General features: G+C 73.8%; 12 protein-coding genes. 6 read left to right on the forward strand and 6 right to left on the reverse strand.

The annotated features are described in order from the left end of the window. Nucleotides 1-27: 27 nt before the first annotated feature. Complete coding sequence (locus ACWENR_RS16570) at nucleotides 28-813, reverse strand: hypothetical protein (RefSeq protein WP_452277853.1); 786 nt, start codon at nucleotides 811-813, stop codon at nucleotides 28-30. A 227-nt stretch (nucleotides 814-1,040) separates the two neighbouring features. Between ACWENR_RS16570 and ACWENR_RS16575 the strand changes: the two genes are divergently transcribed. Next, nucleotides 1,041-2,219, forward strand: a complete 1,179-nt coding sequence (locus ACWENR_RS16575) for a DNA recombination protein RmuC (protein WP_452277854.1) — start codon at nucleotides 1,041-1,043, stop codon at nucleotides 2,217-2,219. A gap of 161 nt (nucleotides 2,220-2,380) precedes the next feature. After that, nucleotides 2,381-5,641, forward strand: coding sequence for a S8 family serine peptidase (locus ACWENR_RS16580; protein ID WP_452277855.1), 3,261 nt, complete (start codon nucleotides 2,381-2,383; stop codon nucleotides 5,639-5,641). Nucleotides 5,642-5,941: 300 nt separating this feature from the next. On the opposite strand, the gene ACWENR_RS16585 is transcribed toward ACWENR_RS16580, so the two are convergent. Together ACWENR_RS16585 and ACWENR_RS16590 are read right to left on the reverse strand one after the other, a co-directional pair. Then, nucleotides 5,942-6,385, reverse strand: coding sequence for a hypothetical protein (locus ACWENR_RS16585; protein WP_452277856.1), 444 nt, complete (start codon nucleotides 6,383-6,385; stop codon nucleotides 5,942-5,944). 44 nt (nucleotides 6,386-6,429) lie between these two features. After that, nucleotides 6,430-7,419, reverse strand: coding sequence for a 4-hydroxy-3-methylbut-2-enyl diphosphate reductase (locus ACWENR_RS16590; RefSeq protein ID WP_452277857.1), 990 nt, complete (start codon nucleotides 7,417-7,419; stop codon nucleotides 6,430-6,432). 179 nt (nucleotides 7,420-7,598) lie between these two features. Here ACWENR_RS16590 and xseA point away from each other — a divergent pair, with 179 nt between their 5' ends. Together xseA and ACWENR_RS16600 are read left to right on the forward strand one after the other, a co-directional pair. Continuing rightward, nucleotides 7,599-8,840 carry an exodeoxyribonuclease VII large subunit gene (gene xseA, locus ACWENR_RS16595; protein ID WP_452277858.1) on the forward strand — a complete coding sequence of 414 codons (1,242 nt, stop codon included), beginning with the start codon at nucleotides 7,599-7,601 and terminating at the stop codon, nucleotides 8,838-8,840. Between the two features lie 37 nt (nucleotides 8,841-8,877). Next, on the forward strand, nucleotides 8,878-9,090 hold the full coding sequence (locus ACWENR_RS16600) for an exodeoxyribonuclease VII small subunit (protein WP_452277878.1): 213 nt from the start codon (nucleotides 8,878-8,880) through the stop codon (nucleotides 9,088-9,090). A gap of 134 nt (nucleotides 9,091-9,224) precedes the next feature. On the opposite strand, the gene ACWENR_RS16605 is transcribed toward ACWENR_RS16600, so the two are convergent. The 3 genes from ACWENR_RS16605 to ACWENR_RS16615 form a co-directional block, all read right to left on the reverse strand. After that, on the reverse strand, nucleotides 9,225-10,079 hold the full coding sequence (locus ACWENR_RS16605) for a hypothetical protein (protein WP_452277859.1): 855 nt from the start codon (nucleotides 10,077-10,079) through the stop codon (nucleotides 9,225-9,227). A 236-nt stretch (nucleotides 10,080-10,315) separates the two neighbouring features. Next, nucleotides 10,316-11,131 (reverse strand): hypothetical protein, encoded by an 816-nt coding sequence (locus tag ACWENR_RS16610; protein WP_452277860.1) that lies wholly within the window; start codon nucleotides 11,129-11,131, stop codon nucleotides 10,316-10,318. 108 nt (nucleotides 11,132-11,239) lie between these two features. Continuing rightward, nucleotides 11,240-11,953: a DUF4245 domain-containing protein gene (locus ACWENR_RS16615; protein WP_452277861.1), complete on the reverse strand. Its 714-nt coding sequence runs from the start codon at nucleotides 11,951-11,953 to the stop codon at nucleotides 11,240-11,242. A 153-nt stretch (nucleotides 11,954-12,106) separates the two neighbouring features. Here ACWENR_RS16615 and glpX point away from each other — a divergent pair, with 153 nt between their 5' ends. Next, nucleotides 12,107-13,141 (forward strand): class II fructose-bisphosphatase, encoded by a 1,035-nt coding sequence (gene glpX / locus ACWENR_RS16620; protein ID WP_452277862.1) that lies wholly within the window; start codon nucleotides 12,107-12,109, stop codon nucleotides 13,139-13,141. Beyond that, nucleotides 13,138-14,121 carry a DMT family transporter gene (locus ACWENR_RS16625; protein ID WP_452277863.1) on the forward strand — a complete coding sequence of 328 codons (984 nt, stop codon included), beginning with the start codon at nucleotides 13,138-13,140 and terminating at the stop codon, nucleotides 14,119-14,121. Before glpX ends, ACWENR_RS16625 begins: the two co-directional genes overlap by 4 nt. The last annotated feature ends 92 nt before the right edge of the window (nucleotides 14,122-14,213 follow it).

Consider the following 14,213-nt stretch of genomic DNA (forward strand, 5'->3'; position numbering starts at 1 on the left):
CGACCGGCGGCTCACCGGTCGGCGCGGTCAGAAGTCGCCGCCCCCGAAGTCACCGCCGCCGAAGTCGCCGCCCCCGAAGTCACCGCCGCCGAAGTCGCCGCCCCCGAAGTCACCGCCGAAGTCGCCGGCCTGGTCGCCGCCGAGGTCGCCCTGGTCGGCGCCGTCGCCGAAGCCCTCCTCGTAGCCGGCCGCGTAGCCGTAGCCCGGGTCGGCGAAGGCCGGCGAGAAGAGCGCGTCGGCGATCAGCAGGCCGCCGACCACCCCCGCGCCGGCGCCGAGCGCGGTCTTCCACCAGGGGGTGGAATACCAGCCCGCCGGCACCGGCCGGCCCTGGAACCGCCCACCGGGGTAGTAGTAGGGCGTGTCCCGGCCGGGCTGCGGGCCGGCCTTGAAGGTCTGCCCCTGCACGTCGACCTGGCGCTCCCGGGTCAGCTCGCCGGCGCCCTGCGCGGCGGCCAGCGGCGGCAGCTCGGGGCCCGGGTCGATGCCGAGCGCCACCCGGGCCGCCCGGGCGTACGTCAGCCCCTCCAGCGCGGTCTCCCGGGCCAGGCGGTACTGCTGGACGGTCCGGGCCTGTTCGAGCTGGCTGCCGGCCGCGTTGTAGCGCTCGCCCGCGTCGACCAGCGCCTGGCGCACCGCCGGGTCGTCGCCGTGCAGGTTCATCACCTGGCCACCGAGGCGCTCGTACCAGCGCTGGGCGTCGGCCCGCACGTCGGCGAGGGTGCGGGCCTCGCGGGCGGCGCTCTCCCGCCGCCACCACACGAACGCGCCCACCAGCAGCACCACGAGGATCGCCACGAGCAGAAGTTCCATGGCCCGAAGGTACCCGCGCCGGTCAGGTCGTACGCCTCCGGCGGAACGCCTCCCCGCCGCGGCCAACCGACCCGGCGCGGCCAACCGGCCCGGCGGGGGCGCGCCGGCCCGACGCGGGCCACCGGCCCGACGGGGGCCACCGACCCGGCGCGGCCCACCGACCCGGCGGGGGCGCGCCGGCCGCGTCCCCGCCGGCAGCCGTCGCGCTCGTCTGGCAAGCTCCGGTGGTGGACTTCTCGACGCTGGCCGTGGTGGTCGTCTGCCTCGCCGCCGGTGGGGCCGTGGGCTGGTACGCCGCCCGGGCCCGGTCGGCCACCGACATCGCCCGGCTGGACGCGACGCTGCGGGCCACCCGGGAGGGCGAGGGCCGGCTGGAGCAGTCCATGCGCGCGCTCAGCTACGAGGCGACCGCCCAGTCCCAGGAGGCCGTCGCCCGGGCGGTGGCCCCGCTGCACGACACGCTGCGCCGCTACGAGCAGCGCGTCGCCGAGCTGGAACGGGACCGGATCGACGCCTACGCCGAGCTGCGCGAGCAGGTCCGCGCGATGAGCAGCGTCTCCGGCGAGCTGCGCACCGAGACCAAGCAGCTGGTGGCGGCGCTACGGGCGCCGCAGGTGCGGGGCCGGTGGGGCGAGCACCAGCTGCGCCGGATCGTCGAGGCGGCCGGCATGCTGGAGCACTGCGACTTCTCCGAGCAGGTCACCGCCGCCACCGACCACCAGGGGGTCCGCCCCGACCTGGTGGTGCGCCTGCACGGCGGCCGGTCGGTGGTGGTGGACGCCAAGGCGCCGTTCGACGCCTACCTGACCGCCATGGAGGCCCGCGACGAGCGGGGCCGCGACACCCATCTCGACGCGCACGCGCGACACCTGCGGGCGCACGTCGACGCGTTGGCCGCCAAGTCCTACTGGGCGGCGTTCGACAGCACGCCGGAGTTCGTGGTGCTCTTCGTGCCGGCCGACCCGTTCCTCGACGTCGCGTTGCAGCGCGACCCGACGCTGCTGGAGCACGCGTTCGCCCGCAACGTGGTGCTGGCGACCCCGGCCACCCTGGTCGCGCTGCTGCGCACCGTCGCCTACTCGTGGCGGCAGGAGGCACTGGCCCGCAACGCGGTGGCGGTGCACTCGCTGGCCCGCGAGCTGTACGGGCGGCTGTCCACCCTGGGCGACCACGTCGGCAAGCTGGGCTCCTCGCTCGGCGGCGCGGTGACCGCGTACAACCGGGCGGTGGGGTCGCTGGAGTCCCGCGTCCTGGTCAGCGCCCGCAAGCTGGCCGAGCTGGGGGTCTCCGACCAGGAGCTGGCCGCGCCGGCGCAGCTCGAGCTGGCCCCCCGCCAACCGCAGGCCCCCGAGCTGCTCGAAACCGCCGACGTGGACGCGCCGACCGGTCGGTCGACACTGGACTGACGGCCGATACCTATCATCTCCGATGTGACAATGTGCGACCCCGCATGTCACGAAGTGGTCACAACGAACTCGCCGGTAGTGACAGTGACCAGCGGCAGCACGAAGGATGCGGTCACGCGCGCCCTGCATCTGAGGGCCCTGTTCTCTGGAGGAAAGAGAACGTGAGCAAACCCCGAAACCTGAGCCGGCGCACCTCCGCCGCGCTCTTCGCGTCGGTCGTGGCGGCCAGCGCCGTGACCGTCGCGGGCGGCGCCGCGAGCGCCGCGCCGACCGCCGCGCCCGACACCTCGCAGGCCACCCCCGTCGAGGCGCTGGGCTCGCACGACGCCAAGCTGCTCGCCGAGGCGGAGGCGAAGAAGGCCCCCACCGTCACCCTGATCGTCGCCACCGAGAAGGGCGAGGCGAAGGACGTCGCCGCCGACCTCAAGGCGCTCGGCGCCGTCGTCACCGAGCGGTACGACAGCATCGGCTACGTCCTGGCCAAGGTGCCCACCTCGAAGGTCGTCAAGGCGGCCACGCTGCCGGGCGTCTCCGCTGTGGACCTGGACGAGACCATCCAGCTCCCCGACCCGACGCCCGAGGTGGCCGCCGGCGGCAAGCGGGCCGCGAAGCAGGCCGCGACCCTGCCCGGCCCCGGCGCCGACACCCCGGCCGCAAACCCCTACATGCCGACCAACGAGATCGGCGCCGTCGACTTCGTCCGCCAGCACCCGGAGTGGGACGGCCGCGGCGTCACGATCGGCATCATGGACTCCGGGGTGGACCTCGACCACCCGGCGCTCCAGCGGACCACCACCGGCGAGCGGAAGATCGTCGACTGGGTCACCGCGACGGACCCGTTCGAGGACGCCACCTGGCGCCCCATGATCACCGAGGTGACGGGCCCGACGTTCACCGCGGCCGGCGCGACCTGGAAGGCCCCGGCGGGCAAATACCGGTTCAACCGGTTCAGCGAGTCGATCACCGCCGCCAGCGACCCGGCCGGTGACGTCAACCGCGACGGGGACCGGACCGACGCGTTCGGCATCCTCTACGACACGGACACGAACAACATCTGGGTCGACGTCAACCAGAACAACGACTTCACCGACGACGCCCTGATGCGGCCGTACAACGAGAAGTTCGACGTCGGCCACTTCGGCACCGACAACCCGGCGACCCCCGTCGCCGAGCGGATGCCGTTCGTCGTGGAGTACCGCACGGTGGACACCGCCCCGATCGGCGGCCCCGGCCTGGTCGACTACGTCAACATCGGCATCGTCGAGAGCACCCACGGCACCCACGTCGCCGGCATCACCGCCGCCAACGACATGCTCGGCAACGGCGCCTTCGACGGTGCCGCACCCGGCGCCAAGCTGGTCTCCGCCCGCGCCTGCTCGTGGGGCGGCGGCTGCACCTACGCCGCCCTCACCACCGGCATGGCCGACCTGGTGATCAAGCGCAAGGTCGACGTCATCAACATGTCGATCGGCGGCCTGCCGGCGCTGAACGACGGCAACAACGCCCGCGCCGAGCTCTACAACAACCTGATCACCACCTACGGCGTGCAGATGTTCATCTCGGCCGGCAACTCCGGCCCGGGCCTGAACACCATCGGCGACCCCTCGGTGTCGTCCAACGTGGTCAGCGTCGCGGCGAGCATCAGCAAGGAGACCTGGCTGGCCAACTACGGCTCCGTGGTGAAGCGGAAGAACGCGCTGTTCAACTTCTCCTCGCGCGGCCCGCGTGAGGACGGCGGCGTCAAGCCGAACATCGCCGCGCCCGGCTCCGCCATCTCCACCGCGCCGACCTGGCAGCTCGGCAACCCGGTCCCCGAGGCCGGCTACCCGCTGCCCCCGGGCTACGCGATGCTGAACGGCACCTCGATGGCCTCCCCGCAGGCCGCCGGCGCCGCCGCGCTGCTGCTGTCGGCCGCCAAGGCGACCGACAAGGGCGTCACCCCGGCCGCGCTGCGCCGGGCGATCTACTCCTCGGCCAAGCCGATCAAGGACGTCCCGACGTACGCCCAGGGCTACGGCATGTTCGACGTGCCCGGCGCCTGGAAGCTGCTGCGCAAGGGCGTGGAGACCCGCTCCTACGCCTCCGACGCCCCGGTCTGCACCGTCCTCTCCGGACAGCTCGGCACCCCGAACCGGGGCACCGGCGTCTACAACCGCTGCGCCTCCGCCGACGGCGGGCACCGGATCGGGCAGTCGAAGACCTACCAGGTCAAGCTGACCCGCACCAGCGGGCCGACCGGCACCGTGAAGCACAACGTGGGCCTGCGCGGCAACGACGGCACCTTCACGGCGCCGAAGACCGTCTCGCTCCCGCTGAACCAGACCGTCACCGTCCCGGTCACCGCCAGGCCCGCCACCTCCGGCGCGCACGGCGCGATCATGACGATCGACGACCCGCGCACCTCGGTCGTCGACTTCGAGGTCTCCACCGTGGTCGTGGCCTCGAACGACGTGACGAAGCCGAACTACTCCTTCTCGGCCGAGGGCTCGGTCGACCGGAACGGCTTCACCTCGTACTTCGTGACGGTTCCGCCGGGCACCGGCGCCCTCCAGGTGAACCTGTCCGGCATCGCCACCGGTTCGCAGACCCGGTTCATCGCCTTCAACCCGTACGGCGTCCCGGTGGAGAGCACCTCCAGCCTCGCCTGCTACACCAACTTCTCCGACGCCAACGCCTGCAAGCCGCAGGAGCGCGACTACCAGAACCCGATCGCCGGTGTCTGGGAGATCGAGGTGGAGTCCCGTCGGACCTCGCCGTCGCTGAACAACCCGTTCCAGCTCACGGCGCGGGTGCAGGGTGTCGCGGTCGAGCCGGCCGTGGTCGAGCTGCCGTCGGTCGCCGCCGGTGCGGCGACCCCGGTGACCTGGTCGCTGAACAACACCTTCGGCCCGGTCGCGGTGACCGGTCAGGGCGGCCCGCTCTCCAGCGTGCACGCCGTGCGGCCGATCATCACCGAGGGCACGTCGCAGGAGTTCACCGTGGAGGTGCCGGCGGGCGCGACCCGCTTCACCGCCCGCATCGGCAACCCGGGCAGTGCCGCCGCCGACCTCGACCTCTACGTCTTCCGTGGGGCCACGGAGGTCGGCCGGGCCGCCGACGGCGACTCGGAGGAGGCCGTGACCATCAACAACCCGGCGGCGGGCACCTACCGGGTGGTCGTCGAGGGTTACGCGGTGGACGGGGCCGGTGGCAGCACCGCCTACGACTACCGTGACTCGTTCTCGGCGGCGGCGCTGGGCACCCTCTCGGCGCCGGCCATCCCGCTCACCCTGGCGAACGGCGCCACCGCCACCCTCACGGGCACGGTGACCGCCCAGGCCACCCCGGGCGCCGACCGCGCGCTCTTCGGTGAGCTGTCCGTGGTCACCACCGAGGGCGCGGTCGTCGGCCGCGGCGCCGTCTCGATCGGCGCCGTGAACTGACCCGTCCCGCACCGGAACACCGGAGCCCGTCCCCACCCGGGGGCGGGCTCCGCCCGTTCCGAGCCCGGACGACGAGGCCGACCCGCTCCCCAGCCGCCGCGTTGCCGACGGGCGACGGGCCCTGGGCGGCAGGCTGCAGGGCGGCAGGCCCGCGGCCAGCGGACGGCGGACGGCGGACGGCGGACGGCGGGCAGCGGACGGCGGACGGCGGGCAGCGGACATGGTGTGTCGCCGCTGTCGAGCTGCCCCGTCTGTGGGACCAGGCAACCCCCGCACCGATCAACGGGCCGCCGGCCTGATCTAGCTGCGGCGGGCGGTGTCGACCTGGAAGGGCGTGCCCTGCTGGCAGGTGGTGAGCAGGTCGGGCTGGACCCGACCGGTGACGGTCACCTTCGCGCCGGGCCGCAGCACGTCGCGCGGGCCGCCGACCAGCAGGTAGTTGCCGAGCAGCAGGCAGTTGGGCTCGACCCCCGGGGTGACCGTCCCGGTCAGCGTGGTGCCGCCCGCCGACGGCGACGACGACGGCCGGCCGGGGCGCTTCGTGGGCGGCGGCAGGACGGGACCGGTCGCGTCGTCGCTGGTGGGCAACGCGCCGGGGGTGGTCGGATCCGGGCTGGGCTCGGTGGTCACCGGGGCTCCCGTCGGGCTCGGGGTGGGGTTGCCGCCGCCACCGTCCTGGCCGCCGCAGGCGCTCAGCGCCAGGCAGACGGCCAGCGCGGAGGCGGCGAGCCGAAAGGTCCTCATACCCGTATCCGACGCAGCGAAGCCGGCCGCCGTTCCCGGTCGGGTCAGCTGCGGGCCGCGGCGGCGGCCTTCATGTCCCGCTTGAGCTCCTGGGGCAGCGAGAAGGTCAGCCGCTCGTTGGCGGTCACCACCTCGTCGACGTCGGTGAACCCGCGCGCGGCGAGGTGGGCGAGCACCTCCTGCACCAGCTCGTCCGGGACGCTGGCGCCCGAGGTCAGCCCCACCGTCCGCGCCCCCTCCAGCCAGGCGTCGTCGATCTCGTGCGCGAAGTCCACGAGGTGACCGGCCCGCGCGCCGGCGTCCAGGGCGACCTCGACGAGGCGTACGGAGTTGGAGGAGTTGCGCGAGCCGACGACGATCACCACGTCGCAGTCGGGGGCGATCTCCTTGACCACGTGCTGGCGGTTGGAGGTGGCGTAGCAGATGTCGTCGCTGGGCGGCGACTGGAGCATCGGCAGGCGCTTCTTGAGCCGGGCCACCGTCTCCAGCGTCTCGTCGACCGAGAGGGTGGTCTGGGAGAGCCAGACGACCTTGTTCGGGTCGCGGACGGTGATCCGGTCGGCGTCCTCCGGGCCGTCCACGAGCTGGATGTGCTCGGGGGCCTCGCCGGAGGTGCCGATGACCTCCTCGTGCCCCTCGTGACCGATGAGCAGGATGTCGTAGTCCTCGGCGGCGAACCGCTTCGCCTCCTGGTGCACCTTCGTGACCAGCGGGCAGGTCGCGTCGATCGCCTTCAGCGAGCGCGCCTTCGCCTGCTCGTAGACCTCGGGGGCCACGCCGTGCGCGGAGAAGATGACGGTGGCGCCCTCCGGCACCTCCTCGTTCTCCTCGACGAAGATCGCGCCCTTGGCCTCCAGGGTCTGCACGACGTGCTTGTTGTGCACGATCTGCTTGCGCACGTAGATCGGGGCGCCGTAGAGCGTGAGCGCCTCCTCCACGGTCTGCACCGCGCGGTCCACGCCCGCGCAGTAGCCGCGGGGCTTGGCCAGGAGCACACGCTTGCCGGTCCGGGACGTCGCTTCAGGCTGAGTCACCCGTCCATCGTACGTGCCGCCCCGAACCCCGACACCGCCCGCGACCGCCGCCCGGCCGCCCACCGGCCCGGGCCGGGTCGGCGCCGCGACCACGCCGTCGGCGGCGCCCGTCGAGATCGACGGCGGCGTCCGACCTCATGATCACGGGGACTGTCCGGGGCGGGCCGTAGGGTGGGCGGGTGAGCACAGGCGAGGTGGGGCGCGGCACGGGCGAGGTGGGGCGGAGCACGTCCGAGGAGCCGTGGCCGGTCCGGGTGGTGAGCCAGAAGGTCGGCGCCTGGATCGCCCGGCTGGGCTGGGTGTGGGTGGACGGCCAGGTGGCGCAGATCAGCCGCCGCCCCGGCGCCACCACCGTCTTCCTCACCCTGCGGGACCCGTCGGCCGACCTCAGCCTGACCGTCACCACCAACCGGGACGTCCTCGACGCCGGCGCGCCGGAGCTGCGCGAGGGCGCCCGGGTGGTGCTCCACGCCAAGCCGGAGTTCTACGCGGCCCGGGGCACCCTCAGCCTGCGCGCCGACGAGATCCGGCAGGTCGGTCTCGGCGAGCTGCTGGCCCGGCTGGAGAAGCTCAAGAAGCTGCTCGCCGCCGAGGGGCTCTTCGACCGGGCCCGCAAGCGCCGGCCCCCGTTCCTGCCGAACCGCATCGGGCTGATCACCGGCCGCGCGTCGGCCGCCGAGCGGGACGTGCTCACCAACGCCCGCCGGCGCTGGCCGGCGGTGGAGTTCCGCACGGTCAACGTGGCCGTCCAGGGGCCGAGCGCGGTCCCGCAGATCGTCGACGCGCTGAAGGTCCTCGACGCCGACCCGACCGTCGACGTGATCATCATCGCCCGGGGCGGGGGCGGCATCGAGGATCTGCTGCCCTTCTCCGACGAGGCGCTCTGCCGGGCGGTCTTCGCCTGCCGCACGCCGGTGGTCAGCGCGATCGGCCACGAGACGGACGCCCCGCTGGTCGACTACGTCGCCGACCTGCGCGCCTCCACGCCGACCGACGCGGCCAAGCGGGTGGTCCCGGACCTCACCGAGGAGGTACGCCTCATCCGGCAGGCCCGGCACCGCCTTGAACGCGCCGTGCGTAACCTCGTCGACCGCGAGTCGCACCGGCTCGACGGGCTGCGTTCGCGGCCGGTGCTGGCCCGCCCGCAGGTGATGGTCGACCAGCGGGCCGCCGACCTGTCCGGGCTCCGCCAGCGGGCGGGGCGCTGCCTCGACCACCGGCTCGCCGCCGCCGACGACGACCTGCGGCACACCCTGGCCCGGCTGCGCGCCCTCTCCCCCGCCGCCACCCTCGACCGGGGCTACGCGATCGTCCAGCGGTCCGACGGCCACGTCGTGCGCGCCGCGGCCGAGGTGGGGAAGGGCGACGCGCTGCGGGTCCGCCTCGCCGAGGGCGAGCTGGCCGCCACGGTCGACGGTTGAACGGGGAGATCAGACAGGATGTGGTGGGATGGCAGCGATGACTGACGAGAAGAAGGACGAGCGCCCCAGCTACGAGCAGGCCCGCGCCGAGCTGGCGTCGGTGGTCGAGCGGCTGGAGGCCGGCGGCACGACGCTGGAGGAGTCGCTGGCGCTCTGGGAGCGCGGCGAGAAGCTGGCCGAGATCTGCCAGCACTGGCTCGACGGCGCCCGCGCCCGCCTGGACGCCGCCCGCCAGGAGCCCGCCTCCTGACGCCCGCCCCGGCAGCCGGGCCGGGCCGCCGGGGCACCCCGCGCCACACAGCTCGGGCCGGGTCGCGGACGCGCACGGCGGGTGCGCACGCGGGACGGGGCGGCCGGAGCCGCCCCGCGCCTGCGTCGACCGCGTCAGTTGAACAGGTTGTACAGCTCGGCCGGCGCCTCGACCACCTGGTCCGCCGGCGGCTTCTGCGCGGCGGTGGCGCTGCCGTAGTCCGAGTACGTGATGCGGATCTCCTGCGCCTTGGCCTGGCCGACGGCCGGGATCTGGATCACCATCTCGCTGAGCCGCCCCTGCGGGTCGAGCTTCGCCGTGAACGGCACCGACTTCGCCTGCGCGCCGAGGGCCGTGATGACCGTCGGGTCCACCGACCCGGCCTCCGCCGCCTTCGACACGTCGATGGTGCCGGCGTACGCGCCCTCGCCCGTCTGCCGTACCTCCGTGATGCCCTTGGTCAGCACCTCGCTGCCGGCCGGGTCGACCTTGTCGAAGTCGAAGCCCAGGTTGCGGTTGCCCTTGATCCGGGTCTGGTCGAGGTGCTGGTACTTGCCGAGGTTCAGCTTCTGCACGCCCGGCAGGCTGCTGGCGGTGGTGCCGCCGAGGTCGACCTTCACCCAGCTGTCCGGCTTGTAGTGGACGAGGTCGAGCTTCATGAACAGGTCGTCGGTGGGCTTGCCGACCGTCACCCGCATCTCGGCGCTCTGGCTGGGCTCGTGCACCCGCCCCTCGGCGGTGGAGCCGGCGCCCGACATCGTGAACCGGAAGTGGCCGTTGCTGATCTCGCGGGTGGAGGCCAGCAGCGCCTGCTTCGCGTCGCCCGGGACCGGGGTCGCGGCGCCGGTGGCCGCCGCCGTGCCGGACGCCGAGACGGTCGGCGAGGCGGACGAGCCGGCCTCGGTGGTCCCGGTGGCGTTGCAGGCGGCCAGACCGGGAGTGAACAGCGCGGCGGCCACCAGGCCGGCGCTCAGGCGTCGAACAGTCATGTGTGTCTCCCACGTGGGTCACCCGACGCACCTGCTGGCGGCCGGAAACCGGGCGACGCACCACGCCGGCTGCGTCGCACGGGCCCCCGGTGGCCGGGTCGGCCGGCCGGGCCCGCTCCCCTGTTGTTCCCTGCCACCGCGTCGCACAATCACCGTTCTGTCCGGTTACCCCGGTCGGCTGACGCACGGACGCGAAAACGGGCGGCCGGAGCCGCCCGTTCCCGTCGTGCCGCTGGTTACTTGAGCATCTCGTACGTCGACGCCGGGGCCTCGACCACCTTGTCCGCCGGCGGCTTCTGCGGGGTGGTGGCGTTGCCGTAGTCGGCGTAGGTGACCTTGATGTCCTGGGCCTTGTTGTCGCCGGCGGCCGGGACCGAGATGACGAGCTCGGTGAGCCGGCCCTGGGCGTCCAGCTTGGCGGTGAAGGGCAGCGACTTGGCCTGCGCGCCGAGCGCCTTGACCAGGTCGGAGTCCAGGGCGGCCGAGTCGTCGCCGATGGCGGACGCGTCCAGCTTGCCGGCGTAGGCGCCCTCGCCGGTCTTCTGCACCTCGGTGATGCCCTTGGCGAGCACCGCGCTGCCCGCCGGGTCCACGTCCTTCATGTTGAGGCCGAGCTCGCCGGCGTCCTTGACCTTGGACTGGTCGAGGTGCTGGTACTTGTCCTTCATCTTGTCCGCGCCCGGGATCATCGCCGCCAGGTCACCGAAGTCCATCTTCACCCAGCTGTCCGGCTCGATGTAGATCATCTCCATGCCGAAGGTGGAGCCGGAGCCGTCGTCGACCTTCATCGTGAACTGGGCGCTGTTGCTGGGCTTGTGCACCGAGCCGTTGCCGCTGACGCCGCCACCGCTGATGGTGAAGTTGAAGTTCCCCTTGTCGATCTCCTTGGTGGAGGCGAGCATCGCCTCCTTCGGGTCGGCGGGGATCGCGGGCGCGGCCGAGGTGGACGAGTCGCCGGCGGCGGGCTCCGGGGAGTCCGACTTGCAGGCGGCCAGGCCGGGAACGAGCAGGGCGGCGGCGAGCACGCCGACGCTCCACCGTCGAATGTTCACAGTTGTCTCTCTTCGCAGTCGTGAGCGCCCGGCCGGCCGGGGCCGTCGGGCGTGAGCCGGGGCAGCGTAGCCGATCCGGCCGACACGAGGGGGGTGCCCGAAGCCCGCCTAACCGATCGACGTGGCCAGATGTCGCAGCTCGTTGTCCCGGGCGTCGCCGACCACGATCACCGTCCGGTTCGGCTCGAGCAGCACCAGGGCCTGTTCGTTGGCCCGGGCCGTGTAGCGCTGCCAGACGCGCCCGTCCAGGTCGGTCTGCCCCTGGGGCTGCGCCTCGGCGGTCAGCTCGGCCGGCAGCAGCCGCTCCGGCGGCACGCTGCTCTGCACCAGCTGGGCGCCCCGCCCCTCGGGGGTGAGGTAGCCGAGGCGCAGGGTCGCCCCGCCCTCGTCGGTCTGGAACTTCGCGGTGACCGTCCGCCACCCGTCGCCGAGCCCGCGCGGCTCGCTGACCGGGAACGCGCCGGCCGCGCGGGCCGACTCCAGGGCGGGCGCCGGATCGACCGTTACCGGCTGGTCCCCGCCGAGGAACCCCCGGTAGAAGGCGAGCAGCAGGGCGATCGGGACCAGCAGGATCAGCAGCGAGAGCGCCATGTCCTTCGGCGACCGCTCCGACTTGCGGGCGTCGACCGCGGGCGGCGGCGCGGGCAGCTCGCCCGTCTCCGCCGCGCCGTCGGCCGGCGCGCTCCCGGGGGCGCCGGCGGGCTCCACCAGCGCCGGTTCCCCCTCGGGTACGGCGGCGGCCGGGGTCGGCGCGACCGGCGGCTGGCCGTCCGGCGGGGTCGAGTCGGCGGGTACGCGATCGGCAGGCTGTGCGGGTTCCACCCTGCCATCTTCCCGCACCGCCCGACCGGCCGTATCCGGGCCATCACCGCCCCGACACCGCGCCCGGTCGGCCATCGTGTGAGGATCAGCGACATACCCGGCAGCGGCGACGCCGCATCCTGCCGCCCCGCAACGTCGCGAGGAGGAGCCGTCATGACGAACACCACCAGGACGCGGATCCCACAGGATCTCGACCGCAACCTCGCCCTCGACCTGGTTCGGGTCACCGAGGCCGCGGCGATGGCCGCCGGCCGCTGGGTCGGCCGGGGCGACAAGGAGGGCGGCGACGGAGCAGCCGTCGACGCGATGCGCAAGCTGATCAACTCGATCCCCATGCGGGGCGTCGTGGTGATCGGCGAGGGCGAGAAGGACAACGCGCCGATGCTCTTCAACGGCGAGGAGGTCGGCGACGGCACCGGGCCCGAGGTCGACGTCGCGGTCGACCCGATCGACGGCACCACGCTGATGAGCAAGGGCATGCCGAACGCCCTGGCCGTGCTCGCGGTCGCCGAGCGCGGGGCGATGTTCGACCCGAGCGCCGTCTTCTACATGGAGAAGCTCGCGGTCGGCCCGGCCTACGCCGACGTGGTGGACATCAACGCCGGGGTGGCCGACAACCTGCGCCGGATCGCCAAGGTCAAGGGCACCGACATCTCCGAGGTGACGGTCTGTGTCCTGGACCGGCCCCGCCACGACGACCTGGTCGCGCAGATCCGGCGCGCCGGGGCCGGCATCCGGTTCATCTCCGACGGCGACATCGCGGGCGCCATCGCCGCCGCCCGTGGCGAGTCGGACGTCGACGTGCTGATGGGCATCGGCGGCACCCCGGAGGGGATCACCGCGGCCTGCGCTCTGAAGTGCATGGGCGGGGTGATGCAGGCCAAGCTCTGGCCGCGCGACGCCGAGGAGCGGGAGAAGGCGCTGGCCGCCGGGCACGACCTGGAGCGGGTGCTCACCACCGACGACCTCGTCACCGGCGACAACTGCTTCTTCGTGGCCACCGGGGTCACCTCCGGCGACCTGCTGCGCGGCGTCCGCTACCGGGCCGGCGGGGCGTACACGCAGTCGATCGTGATGCGCTCGAAGAGCGGCACCATCCGCGTGATCGACTCGTACCACCGGCTGGAGAAGCTGGCGCTCTACTCGGCGATCGACTTCGACGGTCGTCCCCTGGCCGAGCAGGAGTGATCGTCGCCGGGACGACGGCCCCGCCGGCCCCGTCGGCGACGCGCCGGATCGCCGGCGTGGGCCTCGCGACCGCCTCCGGGGTCGCCGTGGCCGTGCAGTCCCGGATCAACGGCGAGCTGGGCGTACGCCTGGCCGACGGGATCGCCGCCGCGGTGGTCTCGTTCGGCGTGGGCCTGCTGGTGCTGCTGGTGCTGGTCCCCGCCACCCCGGGCGGGCGGCGGGGGCTGGTCGCCCTGCGGGCCGCGCTCGCGGAGGGCACGCTGCGGCCGTGGCAGTGCCTGGGCGGGGTGTGCGGGGCGTTCCTGGTGGCCACGCAGGGGTTGACGGTCGGCACGCTCGGCGTCGCGGTCTTCACCGTGGCGGTGGTCGCCGGCCAGTCCGGCAGCAGCCTGGCCGTCGACCGGGCGGGGATCGGCCCGAACGGGCGCCAGCCGGTCACCGCCCAGCGGCTGGCCGGCGCGGCGCTGACGGTGGTCGCGGTCCTGCTGGCCGTCGGCGACCGGCTGGGCGATCCGGGCGCCCTCGGGCTGGCCCTGCTGCCGCTGCTCGCCGGGGTGGCCATCGCCTGGCAGCAGGCGGTCAACGGCCGGGTACGCATGGCCGCCGGCAGCGCCCTGACCGCCACGCTTGTCAACTTCTCGGTCGGCACGACGGCCCTGCTGGTGACGTTCGCCGTCGACGTCGCGGTCCGGGGCTGGCCGGCCGGCGAGCTGCCGTCGGAGCCGTGGTTCTACCTGGGCGGCCCGATCGGGATCGTCTTCATCGCGATCGCGGCCGCGATCGTCCGGTTCACCGGCGTGCTGCTGCTCGGCCTGGCCAGCATCGCCGGTCAGATCGTCGGCGCCGTGCTGCTGGACCTGCTGCTGCCCACGGCGGCCTCCCGCCCGAGCCTCACCGCCCTGCTCGGCGCGGCGCTGACCATGGTCGCCGTCCTCGTCGCCGCCCTGGCCCCGTCCGCGCCCCGCGCCTCGGCCCGCTGACCGCTGCTGACCAGGTCCGGCTGGCCGGGAGCCTGGTCCGCTGGCCGCTGCTGATTAGGCCCGGCAGGCCGGGAGCGCGGCCCGCTGACCGC

This window comes from Micromonospora sp. NPDC004336, from assembly GCF_053602615.1.